The following is a 16,386-nucleotide window of genomic DNA, read 5'->3' on the forward strand; positions in this document are numbered from 1 at the left end:
AGACAGACATGACTGACACGATCTCCCGGGCCGCGGCCCCGTCGGCTTCGGCCGATGCCAGGAAATACTATTTCATCGCCTGGCGATGGCACTTCTACGCCGGGCTTTACGTCATCCCTTTCCTCTGCATGCTGGCCATCACCGGCCTGACAATGCTTTGGATATCCTGGGGCGCTGGCCTTGGCGCCGAGCGCATGGCCGTCACGCCGCAGGGCGGGACGATGGCGAACAGCGCACTTGAGGCCGCAGCGGAGGTGGCCGTTTCCGGCGGCCATGCCACGCAGTATGTCGAACCGCTTGCCGACAATCGCATTGCCGCCTTTGCCGTCGAAACAGGCGCCGGCACCACCGGCGTGGCGATCGATCCCTATAGCGGGGCGGTGATGAAGACCTTCCCGTGGCGCGCGGGCTGGTACGATTTTGCAACGGATATCCATGGCACGCTTCTTCTGGGCCGGTTCGGCGACCGGATGATCGAGATCGCCGCAAGCCTCGCCATCATCATGATCGCGACCGGGCTTTACCTGCATTGGCCGCGCAACGGTTCCGGCTGGCGCGCGGCGCTGGTGCCGCAGCTTTCTCTCAGGAAGCGAGCGCTCTGGAAATCCATCCACGGCGTCACCGGCATGTGGATCTCGCTTGTCCTGCTCGTCTTCCTGCTGTCAGGCCTGAGCTGGGCCGGCATCTGGGGCGAAAAAATGGTGCAGGCGTGGAACACGTTTCCGGCCGAAAAATGGGGGGCGCCACTTTCCGACAGCACCCATGCCGACATGAACCACGGCAATACCAAGGAGGTTCCGTGGGGCCTCGAACAGACGCCGCTACCGGAATCCGGTTCGCTCGCCGGCGTCGAGGCGATTTCCGGCGAGGTCGATATCGACAGTGTAGCGGCCTTCGCCCGCTCGCTCGGTTTCAACGGCCGATTTCAGGTCTATATTCCGGCAGACGCCACCGGCGTTTGGACCGTCAGCCACGACAGCATGTCAAATGACGGGCCCAACCCGACCGCCGACCGGACGATCCATATCGACCAGTATACCGGCAGGGTTCTGGCCGATGTCGGATTTGCCGACTATTCGCCCTATGCCAAGGCCATGGCCGTCGGCATCGCCTTCCACGAAGGCGACCTCGGCGTCTGGAACCTCGTGCTGAATACCGTGTTCTGCCTATCCGTCGTGCTGGTGTGGATCTCGGGGGCCATCATGTGGTGGAAGCGTCGCCCGGGCACCGTCGGCACGCGCCTGTTTGCGCCGCCCAGACCAAAGGACCTGCCATTCTGGAAAGGGGCGGCCCTGCTCGTCGTCGCGCTCGGCATCGTGTTCCCGATGGCCGGGTTTGCGATCGCGCTCATCCTATTGTTGGATGCGACAGTGCTGCGGTTCCTTCCAGGCATTCGGCGCGCGCTGAGCTGAAAAGCGTCGATGCGGCGCGCCACAAGCACGCCGCATCGAACTGTCTCGCGACGGGAGCCTTCAGTGGATCATCGTCCGGATGCTGGACAGAAAACGGCGGGTTCTCTCGTCTTCCGGCGCATCGAAGAACTGATCCGGGGCGGCGGTTTCGACAATCCCGCCGGCTTCCATATAGACGACGCGATCGGCGACCTTGCGGGCGAAGCCCATTTCGTGGGTCACGACCACCATGGTCATGCCGTCATCGGCGAGTTCCACCATCACGTCGAGCACTTCCCGAATCATCTCCGGATCGAGCGCCGATGTCGGTTCATCGAACAGCATGATCCGCGGCCGCATGCAGAGTGCGCGCGCAATGGCAACCCTCTGCTTTTGCCCGCCGGAAAGCTGCCCGGGAAATTTGGGCGCCTGGTCGAGAATGCGGACCCGCTTCAGGAAGGTTTCCGCCGCCGCCTCCGCTTCCGCGCGCGGCGTGCGCCGCGACAGGATCTGCGGCAGAACGCAGTTTTCGAGCACCGTCAGATGCGGAAACAGGTTGAAATGCTGAAACACCATGCCCGCATCGCGCCGGACCGCATCGAGATTGCGCAGATCGTCGCCAAGCTCGACGCCGTTGACGACAATCCGGCCCGCCTGATGGTCCTCGAGGCGGTTTATGCAGCGGATCAGCGTCGACTTTCCAGAGCCCGACGGCCCGCACACCACCACTTTCTCGCCGGCCGCAACCGTCAGCGAAACGCCCTTGAGGACATGAAAATCGCCATAGAATTTGTCGATATTATCGATTTCGATCGCAGGTTTCATCCGTGTGTCCTTGCGGCTACGCCCCGTTCGAGATGGCGCGAATAGATTGAGATGGAAAAGCAGATGATGAAGTAGATCGCCGCGACGAACAGATAGGCCTCGGTGGAAGGCGCCGGCCATGCCGGGTCGGTGCTGGCGCTGCGCGCCGCGCTCAGCATGTCGAACACGCCGACGATCAGCACCAGCGAGGTGTTCTTGATCATCACGATGGCGGTGTTGGTCAGCGGCGGGATCACGTTCTGGATCGCCTGCGGCAAAACGATGTGCCAGATCATCTTCCAGTAGGGAATGCCAAGCGCCTCGGCCGCCTCGATCTGGCCATCGTCCAGCCCCTGAAGGCCGCCGCGAATGACCTCCGCCAGATAGGCGGCCGCGAAGATCGTCAGCGCGGCAAGCGTCCGCCCCAGCTTGTCCACCGTCCATTCCGGCGGCAGCAGCAGCGGCAGCAGGATCGCCGCCACGAACAGCAGGCCGACCAGAGGAAGACCGCGCACCAGTTCGATCACGAAAATGCTGATCGCGCGGGCAACGGGCAATTTCCCCCGCCGCCCCAGCGCAAGCAGCACGGCGAGCGGAAACGCAAGCCCGAGCGAAAGCGTCGCCAGAAGCAGCGTCACCGGCAGGCCGCCCCATTTCGACGTCGGCACGTAGTCGAGGCCCAGCACGCCGCCGCCCATCAGCACCAGCATGGCGGCAATCGCGACGGCCCAGACCAGCAAGAGCCGAGCATTCCATAATCTCGGCGACAGCGAAACCAGAACCATGGCGACGATCAGCATGATGACGATGGTGGCCCGCCATTGTTCTGATGGCGGATAGAGGCCGAACAGGATCAGCCGCGCCTTGGCCCCGATAAAGGTCCAGCACGCCCCGCCGCCCTGGCATGCGGCCGGGCCGCCTACCCAGTGGGCATCGAGAACGGCCCAGTTGAAGGCCGGGATGAGGCCGACGATGATCAGGACGGCCAGAACCGTGAGGAATGCCGACAGCAGGTCGCCGAACAACAGCTTCAGCAGTGGCTTGCGCTTGGCCTTCGGCGGTTTCTGCGGTGCATCGGCAGCGGTGGTGAAGGTAATATCGGTCATCATCGCACCACCAGCGCAACGCGCGCGTTGTACCAGTTCATGAACGCGGAAACGGAGAGCGAAATGCTGAGGAAGACAGCCAGCATGATCAGGATGCTTTCGATCGCCTGGCCGGTCTGGTTGATCACCGTGTTGACCACGAGGCCGAGTTCGGGATAGCCGACCGCCACGGCAAGCGTGGTGTTCTTGACGGTTGAGAGATATTGCGAGGTCATGGGCGGCACGATGATCCTGAGCGCCTGCGGCAGGATGATCCGGAACATGATGTGGCGTTCGCCGAGCCCCAGGGCGCGCGCGCCTTCCCACTGGCCCTTTTCGACGGCGTCGATGCCGCCGCGGATGATTTCGCCGATGAAGGCGGAGGTGTAGATCGTCAGGCCGGTGATGATCGCGGCGAATTCGGGCGAAAGCACCATGCCACCCCTGAAATTGAGCCCCTTCAGGGCCGGAGCCTCGAGGCCGACCGGATGGCCGAGCATGCCGGAGAGCCCGACAACGACTGCCACCCAGAGGCAGACAGAGAGGCCGACGCTCGCGGCTTTTAGCGGCAGGCGCTTTCTTGCCGAAAGCTTGAAGCCGGTGACGAGCGCAATGACCATCAGGATCGCCGCGACGATCAGCAGCATGCTGGCGCCCGGGCCGAGCGTCAGGGCCGGAGCATAGACGCCTCGAATGGACAGGAACACGCCGGGCAGCGGATTGAGCGCCTCGCGCGGAACCGGAAACAGCGAGGTGGCGATCGCATACCAGAAGAGAAGCTGGACGATCAACGGAACGTTGCGCAGCACCGTGACATAGGCGCCTGCAAAACGCGACAGCAGCGGATGGGCGGAGCGACGCGACAGCCCGACCGCCAGACCGAGCACGGTTGCAAACAGGATCGACAGGAACGACAGCCACAGCGTATTGGCTAGACCGACGACATAGGCCCAGAAGAAGCTGTCCGATGCATCATAGCGGACGATGCTTTCGGAGATCGGAAAGCGCGCCGGCCGCCAGAGATAGTCGAACCCGGTGCGGATGCCGCGTTCGGTCAGGTTCTCATGCGTATTGCCCGCAAGCCACCAGACGAACAGGACCAGACCGCCCAGAAGGGCGATCTGCATGGCCCAGGAACGGGCCCGTTGTGAATACCAGAGCGACAGCATGACCGGCTTTACTGAAAGGCCAGCGGGAACATCAGCCCGCCGTCGTTGAACAGCGCGTTATAGCCTCGCTGCAGCTTCAGCGGGCTGTCCATGCCGACATTGCGGTCATAGACCTCGGCGTAATTCCCGACGGATTTCACGATGCGATAGGCGAAATCGTCGCTGAGACCGAGGGCCGCGCCATTGCCCGGATCCGTGCCCAGAAACCGGCGGATGCGTGGATCGTCACTGTCGAGATAGTCGTCGATATTCTCGCTGGTAAGCCCGAATGCCTCGGCGGCGATCATCGCCTGGATCGACCAGGTCACGATATCGAGCCATTGGTCGTCGCCATGACGAACGGCGGGCGTCAGCGCATCCATATAGGGCGTGGCCGGGAAGATGACATAATCGTCCGGATTGTCCGCCATCGTCGCGCGCACGGAGGCAAGCGCCCCGGCATCGGTGATCAGCGCATCGCAGCGGCCGGAGAAGAAGGCCTGGCGCGCGGCGGTGGTGTTGTCGAAGACGACCGGCTGAAGATCGAGATCGTTCTTGGTCGAGACATCGTTGACCACCACTTCGGTGGTCGAACCGGTCTGCACGCAGACGGAAGCGCCCGCCATGTCCTCGACGCTGGTGATGCCGACCGATTTCGGCATCATGAAGCCGGTATATTCATAGTAATTCGGTGTCGTGAAATTGATGCCGTTGGCGTCGCGCTGCAGTGTCCAGGTGAGCGTGCGCGGCAGCATGTCGATCTCGCCCGTCTGAAGCGCCGGAATGCGCTGCTGGCCGGACAGCGGCACGAAATCGACCGCATCCTTGTCGTCAAGCACGGCCACGGCGACGGCCCGGCAGGTCTCCACGTCGAGGCCGCGCCAGTAGCCATTGTCATCCGGAGCGCCGAAGCCGGGTGTGCCCTGGCTGGAGCCGCAGATCAGCCGCCCCCGCTCCTTCACGGTCTCAAGCGTCGAGGTCGATTGCGCCAGCGCCGGGGCGGCAAGCGCCGTTAGCAGCGCCATTGCGGTCAATGTGGTCTTGCAGGTCATGTTCCCATCTCCTTGTTGGATTTTATATGCTGCATGTGACTTGTCAGCCTGCGAGCGCAGTGAAGAAGCGGTCGAGGTCTTCCCTGAGATCGGAGGGATCTTCCACGCCGATATTGACGCGCAGAATGATGCGATCCTTGTGGGGGTGCGGCATCTGCCGCGATGTCTTGACGCTCATCGGGGCGATCAGGCTGCGGGTGCCGCCCCAAGATGCGCCGATGGCGAAATAGCTGAGACCATTCAGCGCGGCATCGAGACGCGCTTCGTGCCCCGCCGGCAGGACGACCGAGAACAGGCCGCTCGCGCCGGCAAAGTCGCGTTTCCAGATGGCATGTCCGGGACTGGAGGCGAGCGCGGGAAACAGCACCGGCCCGACGCTGCGGCTTTCGAGTTCCGCCGCGATTTCGCCGGCCACGCGACCAACATGGGCGAGACGCACGGCCATGGTTTCCAACCCGCGCAGAACCAGTTGCACGGCATCCGGCGAAACGCCGAAGCCCAGCATGCGCATGGTGTCGCGCAAGGCCTTGCGGAGATCCAGATCGTTGACGCTGACGGAGCCCATCAGTAGGTCGGAGTGACCGCCCGGATATTTGGTCAGCGCCTGCATCGAGAAGTCGACGCCATGGTCGAGCGGCTTGAACAGAAGCGGCGTCGCCCAGGTATTGTCGATGCCGGTCAGGATGCCGCGCCGTTTCGCAAGCGCGGTGATGGCCGGCACGTCCTCGATTTCCATGGTTGTGGAACCGGGCGATTCCATCCAGATCAGCCGGGTATTCTCTCGGATGAACGCCTCGATGCCAGCACCGATCCCCGGTTCGAACACCGACCATGCGATGCCGCGCGGCGCGAGGAAATTGCGGCAGAGACCGATGACGGGCGGATAGGCGTTGTCGGCCACCAGAACATGGTCGCCGGGCTTCAGGCACGAGAGCAGCACAACGGCAATCGCGGCCTGGCCGGAGGGCACGATGACCGTCTTCAACCCGTTTTCGAGCGCAGAAAGCTGCGCCTCCAGCACGCGCTGCGTTGGTGTGCCGTGCAGGCCGTAGGAATAGCCGTCGAGATCCCGCTGGGAGCGGGTCGCATAGGCCTCCGCATCCGGAAAGACGATCGTGGAGGCCCGGTGGGTCGGAACGCCGAGGGCGGCATAGCCCTCTTCGCTGATCTTCGGGTGATGAACGCTTCTTGTTGCGTCGCGCATGTGAACTCCTGAAATAATGACGCCATCATTGCCTTTTGCTGGCAGCAGGAATACTGATCAGGGCACATAGTTCTATGCGGAAACCTTATAGGCATGAATTTTCGCCAGCTCGAAGCCTTCAACGCCGTCATGATCTCGGGCTCGACCGTCCGGGCCGCCGAACTGATGGGCGTCACCCAGCCGGCCGTCTCGCGTCTGATCGCCGAGCTGGAAGCGGCGGTGCGGTTTCCACTGTTCGACCGGGTGCGCGGGCGGTTGATCGCGACGCCCGAGGGAACGCTGTTCTTCCGGGAGGTCGAGGTCAGCTTCAAGGGGCTGGACCGGCTGCAGGCAACGGCGGCCAGTATTCGCGACTACGGGGCCGGCACGCTGAAGATCGCCTCGCTGGCGGCGGCCGGGGCCATCCTGGCGCCTGCGGCCATCCGCGCCTTCCGGAAACAGAATCCGGGCGTGAGGATCACCTTCCACATCACCTGGTCGTCGGCGATCCGCAACGGCATCACCGACGGGCAGTATGATCTCGGGCTCGCGGCGGATGAAATCGACCGATCGGGCATCGACAGCCAGTTGTTCGGCAGCTTTCCGGGCCTCCTCGCCATGCCGAAGTCCCATCCGCTGACCCTTCACAAGTCGATCACCCCCGATTTGATCGCGGAATGGCCGCTGATCGGCCTCAGCCCCGAGGACCGGGCGCGGCAGCGCTTTGACGAGACCATGAAGAAAGCCGGGCACGAGCCAAAATATGTGATCGAGACCCCGAACGCCGCCACCATCTGCGCACTGGCGCAGGAGGGCGACGCCGTGGGACTGGTGAACCCGCTGGTCATCGGCGAAGCGGAAAGCAGAACCTTCGCGCTCCGCCCCTTCGCGCCCGAGGTGATGTTCCGCGTCTACCTTCTCTTTCCCGCCGACATCCAGAAGTCCACCCTCGTCCGCGGCTTCACGGCCGAGCTTTTCCGACTGCGAAACAGGTACGAGATGCCAATCGCATAGGAAAGCGGAAAGCAGCCTTTCCAGCTACATCGCACATTCTGTTGAGCTGCTTCAGGTCGTGACCGTCGAGCCGTACATTCATGGCGGCCAGCCATTATTGCCGTCCAACTTCGTAAATATCTCCGTCTGTCCTGCGAGTTGTGCGGCTCCCCAAGCATGGTTTCACGGCCGACGTCGCACGAATACGCGGTTGCTGTCCGTTCAGGCAGGATTTACATGCTTCACCCGATCATCATTGCTCTGGCTGCTTTCTTTGCCGGCAACCGGCTTCTCCTGCCCGGCGGCGGGTAGAACAACAACCTTTGCGCCGTCCGGGACGCGGCGATAGAGGTCCATAACGTCCTGGTTCATCATGCGGATACAACCCGACGACATTGCCTGGCCGATCGACCACGGCTCGTTGGTTCCGTGGATGCGATAAAGCGTGTCCTTGCCGTCCTCGAACAGATAGAGCGCGCGGGCGCCGAGCGGGTTCGTTGGTCCGCCTTCCATGCCACCCGCCCACTTCTTATAGGTGTCGGGATCGCGCTTGATCATGTCCTGCGTCGGCGTCCATTTTGGCCATTCGCGCTTGTAGGCGACATTCGCCGTGCCGGACCATGCCATGCCCGCACGTCCTACACCCACGCCATAACGCATAGCCTTGCTGTCCGCCATGACGAGATAGAGGAACCGGTTTTCGGGATCGACGACGAGCGTGCCTGGTTGTTCGCCGGTCGGATCGTCGACAAGCTGACGCCGGAATTCGGGATCGAACTGTTTCAGATTGACAGCCGGCACATTGAACGGCTCGTCGGTGACGGCGGCGTAGCGCGCGTCCTCAAGCACCGGCTTCGGCGCTGGCGGCTGCGGGGGAGCGCCGGTCGACGCACAGGCCGAGAGCCCTGCGACAACGACGATCGGAAGCAACCTGACTGATAGATACCTCATTCGACGCGTTCTCCCGCGGTGTGACGCCGTCTGGCCTCCGCCACCGTTTCCTTGAAGCCGTCATAGTCGAGCGTCGTCGTCATCATCGGGCCGATCAGATAGGTCGGCGTCGAAATCAGGCCGAGCGCATCGCCCTGCTCCATCGTGCGCCCCAGAAGTGCGGCGATCTCGGCGTGGTGGCCGGTCACATCGTCCTGCAATCGCTGCATGTCCACGCTGGTGTCGCGCACGGCTTCGAGCATCTGCGCCTCGGTGACCTTGTGACCCGGCACGCTCATCAGGGCATGATGAACCTCTTCATACTTGCCCTGATAACCGGCGGCGAGCGCCAGTTGGGCGCCATAGACGGAGGCTTCGGAAAGCACCGGCCAGTCCTTGTAGACGAGCCTGATATTGCCATCCTCCTCGACGATGCGGTCGAGGTCCGGGGCCGATTTCTTGCAGAAGGGGCAGTTGTAATCGAGGAAGGCGACGATGGTGATGTCGCCGTCGGGATTGCCCGCCTCGGGCGCGTCGGGATCGTGCAGAATGGCGTTGACGTCGATATTCTGGGCCAGTGCGGGCATGCCGCTGGCAAGGGTGAACGCCGCCAGCGCGGCAGTGGCCAGGAAGGTCCTGCGCTTCATGTCTGTCTCCTTGATTGGTCCTCAGGCGCCGGCCCGGGACAGGTTTTGTGAAATGGTTTCAGGGGTTATGGCGCCGGTGATCCGCGAATTGCCGATCTCCCGGCCGTCGCGATCCACCAGAAAAAGCGTCGGCGGACCAACGACGGAAAACCGGTCCATCAGCGCCCGCGCGTCGCCATTCTGGCGGGTGACGTCGACCGTGATCATGGAAACGTCCTGAAGCCGCGCGGCAATCGCCGGTTCGGCCATGATCTTCTCGTTGGACTTGCAGATCGTGCACCAGTCCGCAGTGAACGAGACCAGCACCGGCGTTTGGCCGGAGCGGGCAAGCGCTTCGTCAAACGCGGTTGACGCGGTGACCCGCGTTTCAGCGACCTGATGGCTGGGTTGCGGAGCGCCTGCCAGAAACGCCAACGGCTTGAGCGGGTCGCCCTCGCCTGCGGCCGCGCCGACAAGCATGACGGCGCCGGCAATGAACATCACAAGGCCGCCGGCCTTGGCTGCGCGTTGCCCCCAGCCGCTTCCGGCGGAAATGCGGTCGAAGGCGCCGACGAAGACGGCAAGACCGATGGCCGTCGCGCCCCAAAGGGCAAGCGCGGCGGGCGGCGGCAGAAGCCGCGCGACGAGCATTACGGCCACGCCGAGAAACACGACGCCAAAGACCTGTCGGATCGCCACAAGCCAGGGGCCGGATTTCGGGAGGATACGCGCGCCGAAAGTGCCAAAAGCGACCAGCGGCAGCCCCATGCCGAGACCGAGCGCAAAGAGCGCGACGGCGCCCTTGGCGGCCTCGCCCGTGTTGATGGCATAAAGCATGGCCGCCGCCAGCGGCGGGGTAACGCAGGGCCCAACGATGAGCGCGGAGCCGAAGCCCAAAACCGCGGCCCCCGCCACGGAGCCGCCACGCCCGCGACCGGCAAGACGGGATGTGAGCGCTGACGGCAGCTGAAGCTCGAAGAGGCCGAACATGCCAAGCGCCAGCACGATGAACACGGCCGCCGAAAGGCCGAGTGCCCAGGGTGTCTGGAGTGCCGCCTGCAGATTGGCGCCCGACAGACCGGCGACCAGTCCGACCAGACCGTAGGCGGCGGCCATAGCCAGCACATAAGAAAACGACAGGATGAACCCGCGTGCGGCGGAAAGCTTTGTACCCGCGCCGGCCAGAGTGGCCGACAGGATAGGGATCATCGGGAAAACGCACGGGGTCAGCGACAACAACAGGCCGAAGCCGAGAAAACCCGCCGCCATCAAAAACACATTGCCGTTGAGATAGGATGCTGCCCGCCCGGTCTCGTCCGGCCCGGTGTCCGCAGCATTCGTGTCCGAAACGGCGGGGCGAGCGGGTGAAGCCGTTTGCCAAGGGCCGGATCGGCTGGCGTCGGCACTCAGCCGGTTGCCGCTTCCCGATATCGAAAGGCTCGCCAGGTCGAGCGTCTTTTCGACCGGCGGATAGCAGATGCCCTGTTCGGCGCAGCCCTGATAGCGCACCGTTAGCCTGTCGGCGTCAAGTCCTTGCGGGAGAGCGGCCCGGACATGGTTGTGGTAGACGTCCACACGGCCGAAATTCGGATCGTCCTTTTGGACGCCCTCGGGCAAGGCGAGTGGAACCAGCTTCGCGCCCTCGCTCACCTTGAGGCTGTCGCGATAGAGATAGGTGCCCGGCGCTATCATCCAGTCGAGCGTTACCGCGCCGCTGCCGTCGCGGGCGGCCTGAAGCCGGAATACGTCGTCGGCGGGCGGCGGCATCTGCGCGAAGGCTGTGTACGCCATGCCGACAAGCAGCAGGACGGCGACGAAACAGGAGAACGGAAACCGGATCATTGCAGCCATTTGCGATTCCTGATTATCAAAGCAGCGCGTCAGATCGTCCCGCCAGCTTAAGTCAGCCTTAAGCTGGCGGGAAAACAACGGCCACGTTCAAACGGAAAGACAGTCCATGCGCATACTCGTGGTTGAGGATGATCCGGTTCTGGCTGATGGCCTTGCTGTCGGCCTCAGGCTCAACGGCGACACAGTCGACGCCGTAGCGACCTGCGCCGACGGCGTTGCGGCCATTGAAACCGGCACTTTCGATGCGATCATCCTCGACCTGATGCTGCCGGACGGCTCCGGGCTCGACCTGCTGGCAGAGGTAAGACAGGCCGGAAACCGGACGCCCGTGCTGATGCTGACCGCGCTCGACGAAACAGCAGACCGGATTCGCGGTCTCGATGTCGGCGCCGATGACTATATCGGCAAGCCCTTCGATCTGGACGAACTCGCGGCGCGCCTGCGCGCGGTCATGCGCCGGGGCCATGGGCAGGTCGAGCCGGTTCTGAACGCCAATGGCGTGGCGCTCGACCCTTCGAAAATGCTGGCGACCGTCGAAGGACGGGAGATCGTCCTGTCACGCCGCGAATTCGCGATCCTGATGGCGCTGATGGAGCGCCCTGGCGTTATCCGTTCACGGCAGGCGCTTGAAGACCGCCTGTATGGCTGGCAGGAGGAAGTCGAAAGCAATGCCATCGAAGTCCACATCCACAATCTGCGCGCCAAGATCGGCAAAACCAGCATCGAAACCGTGCGCGGGCTTGGCTACCGCATGAGGCCAGACCGATGAACTCCCTGCGTCGCCGTCTTTTCATTCTGCTTGTCGTCGCTTCCGGCGTCATCTGGGTGGCGGCTGTGATCTGGATTTCGAGCTGGAGCCGTTTCGAGGTTCAGCATGTGCTCGATACCCGGCTCCAGGAAGCCGCACGCATGGTTCACTCGCTGGTTTCCAGCAGCGATATCGACGCTGCGCGGAAAAACGGAACATTCGCCTCGGTCGACTACGACAAACAGTTGTCATGCCAGATCTGGTCGCTCGACGGCGACCTCATGGCCCGCTCCAGCGGCGCGCCGGATGAAAGCATCGCGCTCAACGAAGATGGGTTCGGCGATCGCGAGGTGAATGGCGAGGCATGGCGCGTTTATACCATCATCGACCCCGAAAAAGGCGTGCGGGTGGTCGTCGGTGACCGCGTCGGCCTTCGAGACCGGCTGGTCCGCGACCTTATTGCGGGGCTGCTGATCCCGGCGGCGCTGGTGCTTCCGGTGTTCGGGTTTCTCATCTGGTTCAGCCTCGGTCGCGGTCTTCGTCCGCTGAACCGGATGGCCGGCGACATCACCGCCCGCGACGCTGAGGATATGCGCGCGATTGACGCCGAAGACGCCCCGTCCGAGGTCCGGCCTCTGGTCGATGCGCTCAACGGCCTTTTCGGCAAGGTGGATGCCGCACGCAGACATGAGCGCGAGCTGACGGCCTTTGCGGCCCATGAACTGAAAACGCCGCTTGCGGGCTTGCGCATGCAGGCACAGGTGGCGCGTGCGGCCAAAGACGACGCGATGCGCGATCAGGCTCTCCGGCAAATTCTTGTTTCAGTCGACCGCACCGACCGTCTGGTCCGCCAATTGCTGACACTGGCCCGCCTTGAGGCCGGCTCGGAAAAGCTCAGCCGGGAACCGGTGATTATCGGCGAGGTGCTGCGCGATGTGATCGCGGGCCTGACCAAAGGAGGCAATACGACTATCGACCCGGCGCTGGACCAGCTCAGCGCCAAGACAAATGCCGAAACACTGCATCTTATCCTCAGAAACCTGCAGGAAAATGCGGTCCAGCACGCCGGTTCGAACGGCGCGGTGCACTGGCGCATGACGCCTGAAGGAAACGGACTGGCCATTGAAGATAACGGTCCGGGTGTGCGGGAAGAAGACCTTGAGCTCTTGACCCGCCGGTTTTATCGCGGCCACGACAACAAGGCATCCGGCACGGGTCTCGGCTTGACAATTGCCGCCATGGCGGCAAAACGGCTCGGCGCGTCTTTGACTTTCGAAAACATGGCGGACGGACAGGGCTTCCGCGTCTCGGTCGAACCGCTCTGATTTTGCAGCCCAATCCCCATTGCAAAAATGGCGCTACCTTTTCAGGCCGCGCCACTTCAAATTAGGTCATATTGCTGGTTCTTATCGGACCGAAAGCGGCGCCGTGAAGGTCTTTCCTTCGACATCGGTCAGCGTCAGCACCATATCGCGTTGATATCGGCTCCTGCCGAGACAGCGAAATCCGGTGACGCCTGACTGCCGAGCTGGCAACGAACGCTGTAGGCAAGCGCCTTGCAGGTCGAATAAGGCGCAAAGCTGTTATCCGCGATCTTGAGGACTTCCTTGTCCAGACGCGCGTAGACGCCATAGTCGAAAACCGGCTGATCGGCATTGTTCTTGTCCCCGAGCGTGGCACGGACAATGTGCCCCCCATGCGTTTCGGGGCCGCGGTCCATGTAGACGCGCACCGAAGCGGTATCGTCGGTCAGCACGCCCTCGCTCATCGTGACGCGGGGATGCAGGTTGTCGAAGCGCTTGCCGAGGGGGCTGTAGATGCCATCGAGGAAGAAACCATAGAAGAACACCGTGAAGACGAAGGACAGAACCCCAATACCGCACAGCTCGCAAGAACGGCTTTGGTCAGGAAGGTCAGAGCCACGCGACGCAGCCGGCAAAAGACCACCGCGCCGGGCCATTTTGCAAAATGACGGCGTGGCGAACCTGCTGTTATGGTATGTCCGGACATAATCGCGTCCACGATCACGAGAGCACCTGGCCTGATGCCAGGTTCATGGACATTGAGATAAGACCCTGACCAAGAAACTGGAGAATGGATTTGAGTGACGTGGTCCGATTTGATGCACAGCGTCGTAGGTCTTGAAGGGAATCGAACCGACGGCACGTTGCCGACTGAATCAATCCGCTGAAAGCGGATGGTTCTTCAATACTTTAATCAGTCTAGGCGGGAGCTCTCCTTGGCCCCCACCCCTCGGCTGTCAAAAAGTCGGTCCGACCTTCCACTGCGTCTATGATGCTTTCAGGATTGCAATTGCGAATTGTAACCCCGTAGTCTTCTAGCACTTCCGGAACTTCACGTCCGTGGAGCAACGGGTATGGACACCAATAATGCGCTTGCCTTGCGTGTCCCCGAGTCGACCCACGGCCTCACATGAGTTTCGATTAAGACGATCACTGTTGATGCCCAGTTCAATTTCATGCGCATGAGGCGCTTCAACGTCCTGTCACTCGCTCGGTGGTCATAGAGCCGACGTTGGTTCTCCGGCTTAGCGCGAATGGAACTGTTGCGAATTTCATAGCCCCGCCTTGCGAGGCTTGTCGTCAGCTGCGTTACTTGGACAACATCAGCATGATTATTTCTATTGAGATGTATCGAAGACCTGCCATCGCCTGACCTCCAATAATTACCCTATTCAATTAGGTATTGTTGGCATTTTTTTACAATTGTATATGAGACGTATTCTATGTACGCGATTTCGATAGTTGCTGTCAGGAATAAAGATCCAATCTCCCCAACGCTTCGTCAAGAATAGCCTCGGCGGCACGCAAGGCGCCCTCTTGAACCGGCTCGATCCGGATCCATTTTCCATAGCGGTCGTCCTTGGCGAGCTCGCGATATTCCTCCGAAACCTTTCTCATCAAATTGCCGTCGGCTTCAAACTTGTCGTATGTGGTACTGACATAGTCTCGCTTCCCTTTGCGCGCGATCAGCTCACGAGAAAAGTCCACCGGGATGTCCAGCCAGATGTTGTAGGCAGGCACGATCGTGCTCAATCTCTGGTACTCAAGATCAAGGACAAACTGGCGCACGCGGGCACTCTCGTCGGGATCATCAGCACGGGCGGCCTGGTAGGCAATATTTGAGGCCGCGTATCGGTCCGCGATAACCAGTTTGCCCTCTGCCAGCCACTTTCTTAAGTCCGGCTGTCCTTCCTGGCGATCAAGTGCAAAAAGAAGGGATAATGCGTAGGGGCTGTCGTTTCCAAGGTCGAAGTTTCCGGAGAGGTAGCGCCCAATCAGCTTGCCTGTCTCCGTACGGTCGTAACCGGGCGACGCGACCATTTTGACGTCATGGGAGGCCGCGAGGACCGTTGAAAGTCCACAAGCCAACGTATTCTTCCCAGACCCATCGATGCCCTCGACCGTAATCAACATGTTTTAGCCATTAGTCTGTCCCGCACTGATTGTGTTCACTATCTTCCAAGCCTTTTAAGTCTTATATGATTCCTCAAAGCTAGACATCTGATTTGACAAATCGTGGGTTGCTGCATGCAGGTTTTTTCAGGGACCACAGCAGACGAAGCTTGGCGCATTGCCGCCAAGACCATCTTCGATGATGCGGAGATCGGCGTTGAGCCGGGCCGAAACGGACCCGTCAAAGAACTCGTTCACGCGGCGTTCGTGATCAAGGAACCCCGCCAGCGGTGGGTTTTGAGCCGACGGCCCGCGATGAACCCGGCCTTTGCGATCGTTGAAGCCTTCTGGATCTTGAGCGGAAGAAACGATGCAAGGCTTGTGAATCGCTGGAATCCGTCGCTTCCCCATTTTGCTGGCGATACGTCGAGCTATCCGGGAGCCTACGGATACAGGCTGCGCCGGCATTTTTCGGTCGACCAACTCGACCGGGCGATCGATGCGTTGATCGCCAATCCCACCAGTCGCCAAGTGGCTCTGCAGATATGGAGCGCCGTGGACGACCTACCTGCGACGACAGGAGCGCCGCGGTCTGCCGACATACCCTGCAACACCGGCTCTTTCTTAAGGGTGCGGCAGAACGAACTGCATTGGCTTCAAGTCCTGCGCAGTAATGACCTCAATCGCGGAACGCCCTATAATTTCGTTCAGTTCACCGTTTTGCAGGAAGTGGTTGCCGGGTGCTTGGGTGTAAGCGTTGGTCCATACACCCACGTCTGCAACAGCCTTCACGTATATCAGAACGATCTTGATACGTTTTCCTTTGCACCCAAAAGCGCCTTGCGGTCAAACTCTAGCCTTCTTTTGCCAAAGAAAGAGGCTTTCGAGGCAATCTCAATCTTCGAAAGGGTACTCGAACGACTCGGCGACCCGGCGCTGACCGGCGCAGAGTGCACCGACATTATTAAACACGCCGTGCTACCGCCCGGCCATCACAACCTGTTGCTCATCGCAGCGGCCGATATTGCACGGCGCCTTGGCTGGGACGACGTTATGACAGAAGCGGCGCAAGGATGTTCCGACCCGCTACTGCTAGCAGTCTGGAAAAAATGGTGTGAACGGTGGGTTCGCTCTCGCGAACTAAGAAAGGCACTCTGAG

16 protein-coding genes are annotated in these 16,386 nt (G+C 61.6%); 5 read left to right on the plus strand and 11 right to left on the minus strand.

Going from position 1 to position 16,386, the window contains the following annotated elements; all coding sequences use genetic code 11:
- Positions 1-8 precede the first annotated feature (8 nt).
- The gene (locus GGR30_RS21805; protein WP_183491145.1) at positions 9-1,412 is read left to right on the plus strand and encodes a PepSY-associated TM helix domain-containing protein; all 1,404 of its coding nucleotides are present in this window, start codon (positions 9-11) and stop codon (positions 1,410-1,412) included.
- 60 nt (positions 1,413-1,472) lie between these two features.
- Here GGR30_RS21805 and GGR30_RS21810 read toward each other — a convergent pair whose 3' ends face one another.
- From GGR30_RS21810 to GGR30_RS21830, 5 genes are read right to left on the minus strand one after another with little or no spacing between them, the layout of a single operon-like run.
- On the minus strand, positions 1,473-2,216 hold the full coding sequence (locus GGR30_RS21810) for an amino acid ABC transporter ATP-binding protein (protein ID WP_183491148.1): 744 nt from the start codon (positions 2,214-2,216) through the stop codon (positions 1,473-1,475).
- Positions 2,213-3,301: an amino acid ABC transporter permease gene (locus GGR30_RS21815; RefSeq protein ID WP_183491186.1), complete on the minus strand. Its 1,089-nt coding sequence runs from the start codon at positions 3,299-3,301 to the stop codon at positions 2,213-2,215. Before GGR30_RS21815 ends, GGR30_RS21810 begins: the two co-directional genes overlap by 4 nt.
- Positions 3,301-4,449: an amino acid ABC transporter permease gene (locus tag GGR30_RS21820; protein WP_246414106.1), complete on the minus strand. Its 1,149-nt coding sequence runs from the start codon at positions 4,447-4,449 to the stop codon at positions 3,301-3,303. The genes GGR30_RS21815 and GGR30_RS21820 overlap by 1 nt, the downstream gene beginning before the upstream one ends.
- An 8-nt stretch (positions 4,450-4,457) precedes the next feature.
- Positions 4,458-5,480 carry an amino acid ABC transporter substrate-binding protein gene (locus tag GGR30_RS21825; protein ID WP_183491150.1) on the minus strand — a complete coding sequence of 341 codons (1,023 nt, stop codon included), beginning with the start codon at positions 5,478-5,480 and terminating at the stop codon, positions 4,458-4,460.
- Positions 5,481-5,523: 43 nt separating this feature from the next.
- Positions 5,524-6,684, minus strand: coding sequence for a trans-sulfuration enzyme family protein (locus tag GGR30_RS21830; RefSeq protein WP_183491152.1), 1,161 nt, complete (start codon positions 6,682-6,684; stop codon positions 5,524-5,526).
- A gap of 93 nt (positions 6,685-6,777) precedes the next feature.
- On the opposite strand from GGR30_RS21830, the gene GGR30_RS21835 reads away from it, so the two are divergent.
- Entirely contained in the window at positions 6,778-7,677 is a 900-nt protein-coding gene (locus tag GGR30_RS21835) for a LysR substrate-binding domain-containing protein (protein ID WP_183491154.1), read from the plus strand.
- A gap of 201 nt (positions 7,678-7,878) precedes the next feature.
- Here GGR30_RS21835 and GGR30_RS21840 read toward each other — a convergent pair whose 3' ends face one another.
- From GGR30_RS21840 to dsbD, 3 genes are read right to left on the minus strand one after another with little or no spacing between them, the layout of a single operon-like run.
- On the minus strand, positions 7,879-8,607 hold the full coding sequence (locus tag GGR30_RS21840; protein WP_183491156.1) for a L,D-transpeptidase: 729 nt from the start codon (positions 8,605-8,607) through the stop codon (positions 7,879-7,881).
- Positions 8,604-9,233 carry a DsbA family protein gene (locus GGR30_RS21845; RefSeq protein ID WP_183491158.1) on the minus strand — a complete coding sequence of 210 codons (630 nt, stop codon included), beginning with the start codon at positions 9,231-9,233 and terminating at the stop codon, positions 8,604-8,606. The genes GGR30_RS21840 and GGR30_RS21845 overlap by 4 nt, the downstream gene beginning before the upstream one ends.
- A gap of 21 nt (positions 9,234-9,254) precedes the next feature.
- Entirely contained in the window at positions 9,255-11,063 is a 1,809-nt protein-coding gene (gene dsbD / locus GGR30_RS21850; protein WP_246414108.1) for a protein-disulfide reductase DsbD, read from the minus strand.
- A 106-nt stretch (positions 11,064-11,169) separates the two neighbouring features.
- On the opposite strand from dsbD, the gene GGR30_RS21855 reads away from it, so the two are divergent.
- Together GGR30_RS21855 and GGR30_RS21860 are read left to right on the plus strand one after the other, a co-directional pair.
- Positions 11,170-11,832, plus strand: a complete 663-nt coding sequence (locus GGR30_RS21855) for a response regulator (RefSeq protein WP_183491159.1) — start codon at positions 11,170-11,172, stop codon at positions 11,830-11,832.
- On the plus strand, positions 11,829-13,136 hold the full coding sequence (locus GGR30_RS21860) for an ATP-binding protein (RefSeq protein WP_183491160.1): 1,308 nt from the start codon (positions 11,829-11,831) through the stop codon (positions 13,134-13,136). Before GGR30_RS21855 ends, GGR30_RS21860 begins: the two co-directional genes overlap by 4 nt.
- 134 nt (positions 13,137-13,270) lie before the next feature.
- Here GGR30_RS21860 and GGR30_RS21865 read toward each other — a convergent pair whose 3' ends face one another.
- The 3 genes from GGR30_RS21865 to GGR30_RS21870 form a co-directional block, all read right to left on the minus strand.
- Positions 13,271-13,771 carry a hypothetical protein gene (locus GGR30_RS21865; RefSeq protein WP_183491162.1) on the minus strand — a complete coding sequence of 167 codons (501 nt, stop codon included), beginning with the start codon at positions 13,769-13,771 and terminating at the stop codon, positions 13,271-13,273.
- Positions 13,772-14,166: 395 nt separating this feature from the next.
- Complete coding sequence (locus GGR30_RS23770; RefSeq protein WP_425488374.1) at positions 14,167-14,466, minus strand: TIR domain-containing protein; 300 nt, start codon at positions 14,464-14,466, stop codon at positions 14,167-14,169.
- 116 nt (positions 14,467-14,582) lie between these two features.
- Positions 14,583-15,248, minus strand: coding sequence for a nucleoside/nucleotide kinase family protein (locus GGR30_RS21870; RefSeq protein ID WP_183491164.1), 666 nt, complete (start codon positions 15,246-15,248; stop codon positions 14,583-14,585).
- Positions 15,249-15,362: 114 nt separating this feature from the next.
- On the opposite strand from GGR30_RS21870, the gene GGR30_RS21875 reads away from it, so the two are divergent.
- Positions 15,363-16,385 (plus strand): thymidylate synthase, encoded by a 1,023-nt coding sequence (locus GGR30_RS21875; RefSeq protein WP_183491166.1) that lies wholly within the window; start codon positions 15,363-15,365, stop codon positions 16,383-16,385.
- The last annotated feature ends 1 nt before the right edge of the window (position 16,386 follow it).

Origin of the sequence: Martelella radicis (genome assembly GCF_014196625.1) — a bacterium.
GTDB lineage: Bacteria > Pseudomonadota > Alphaproteobacteria > Rhizobiales > Rhizobiaceae > Martelella > Martelella radicis.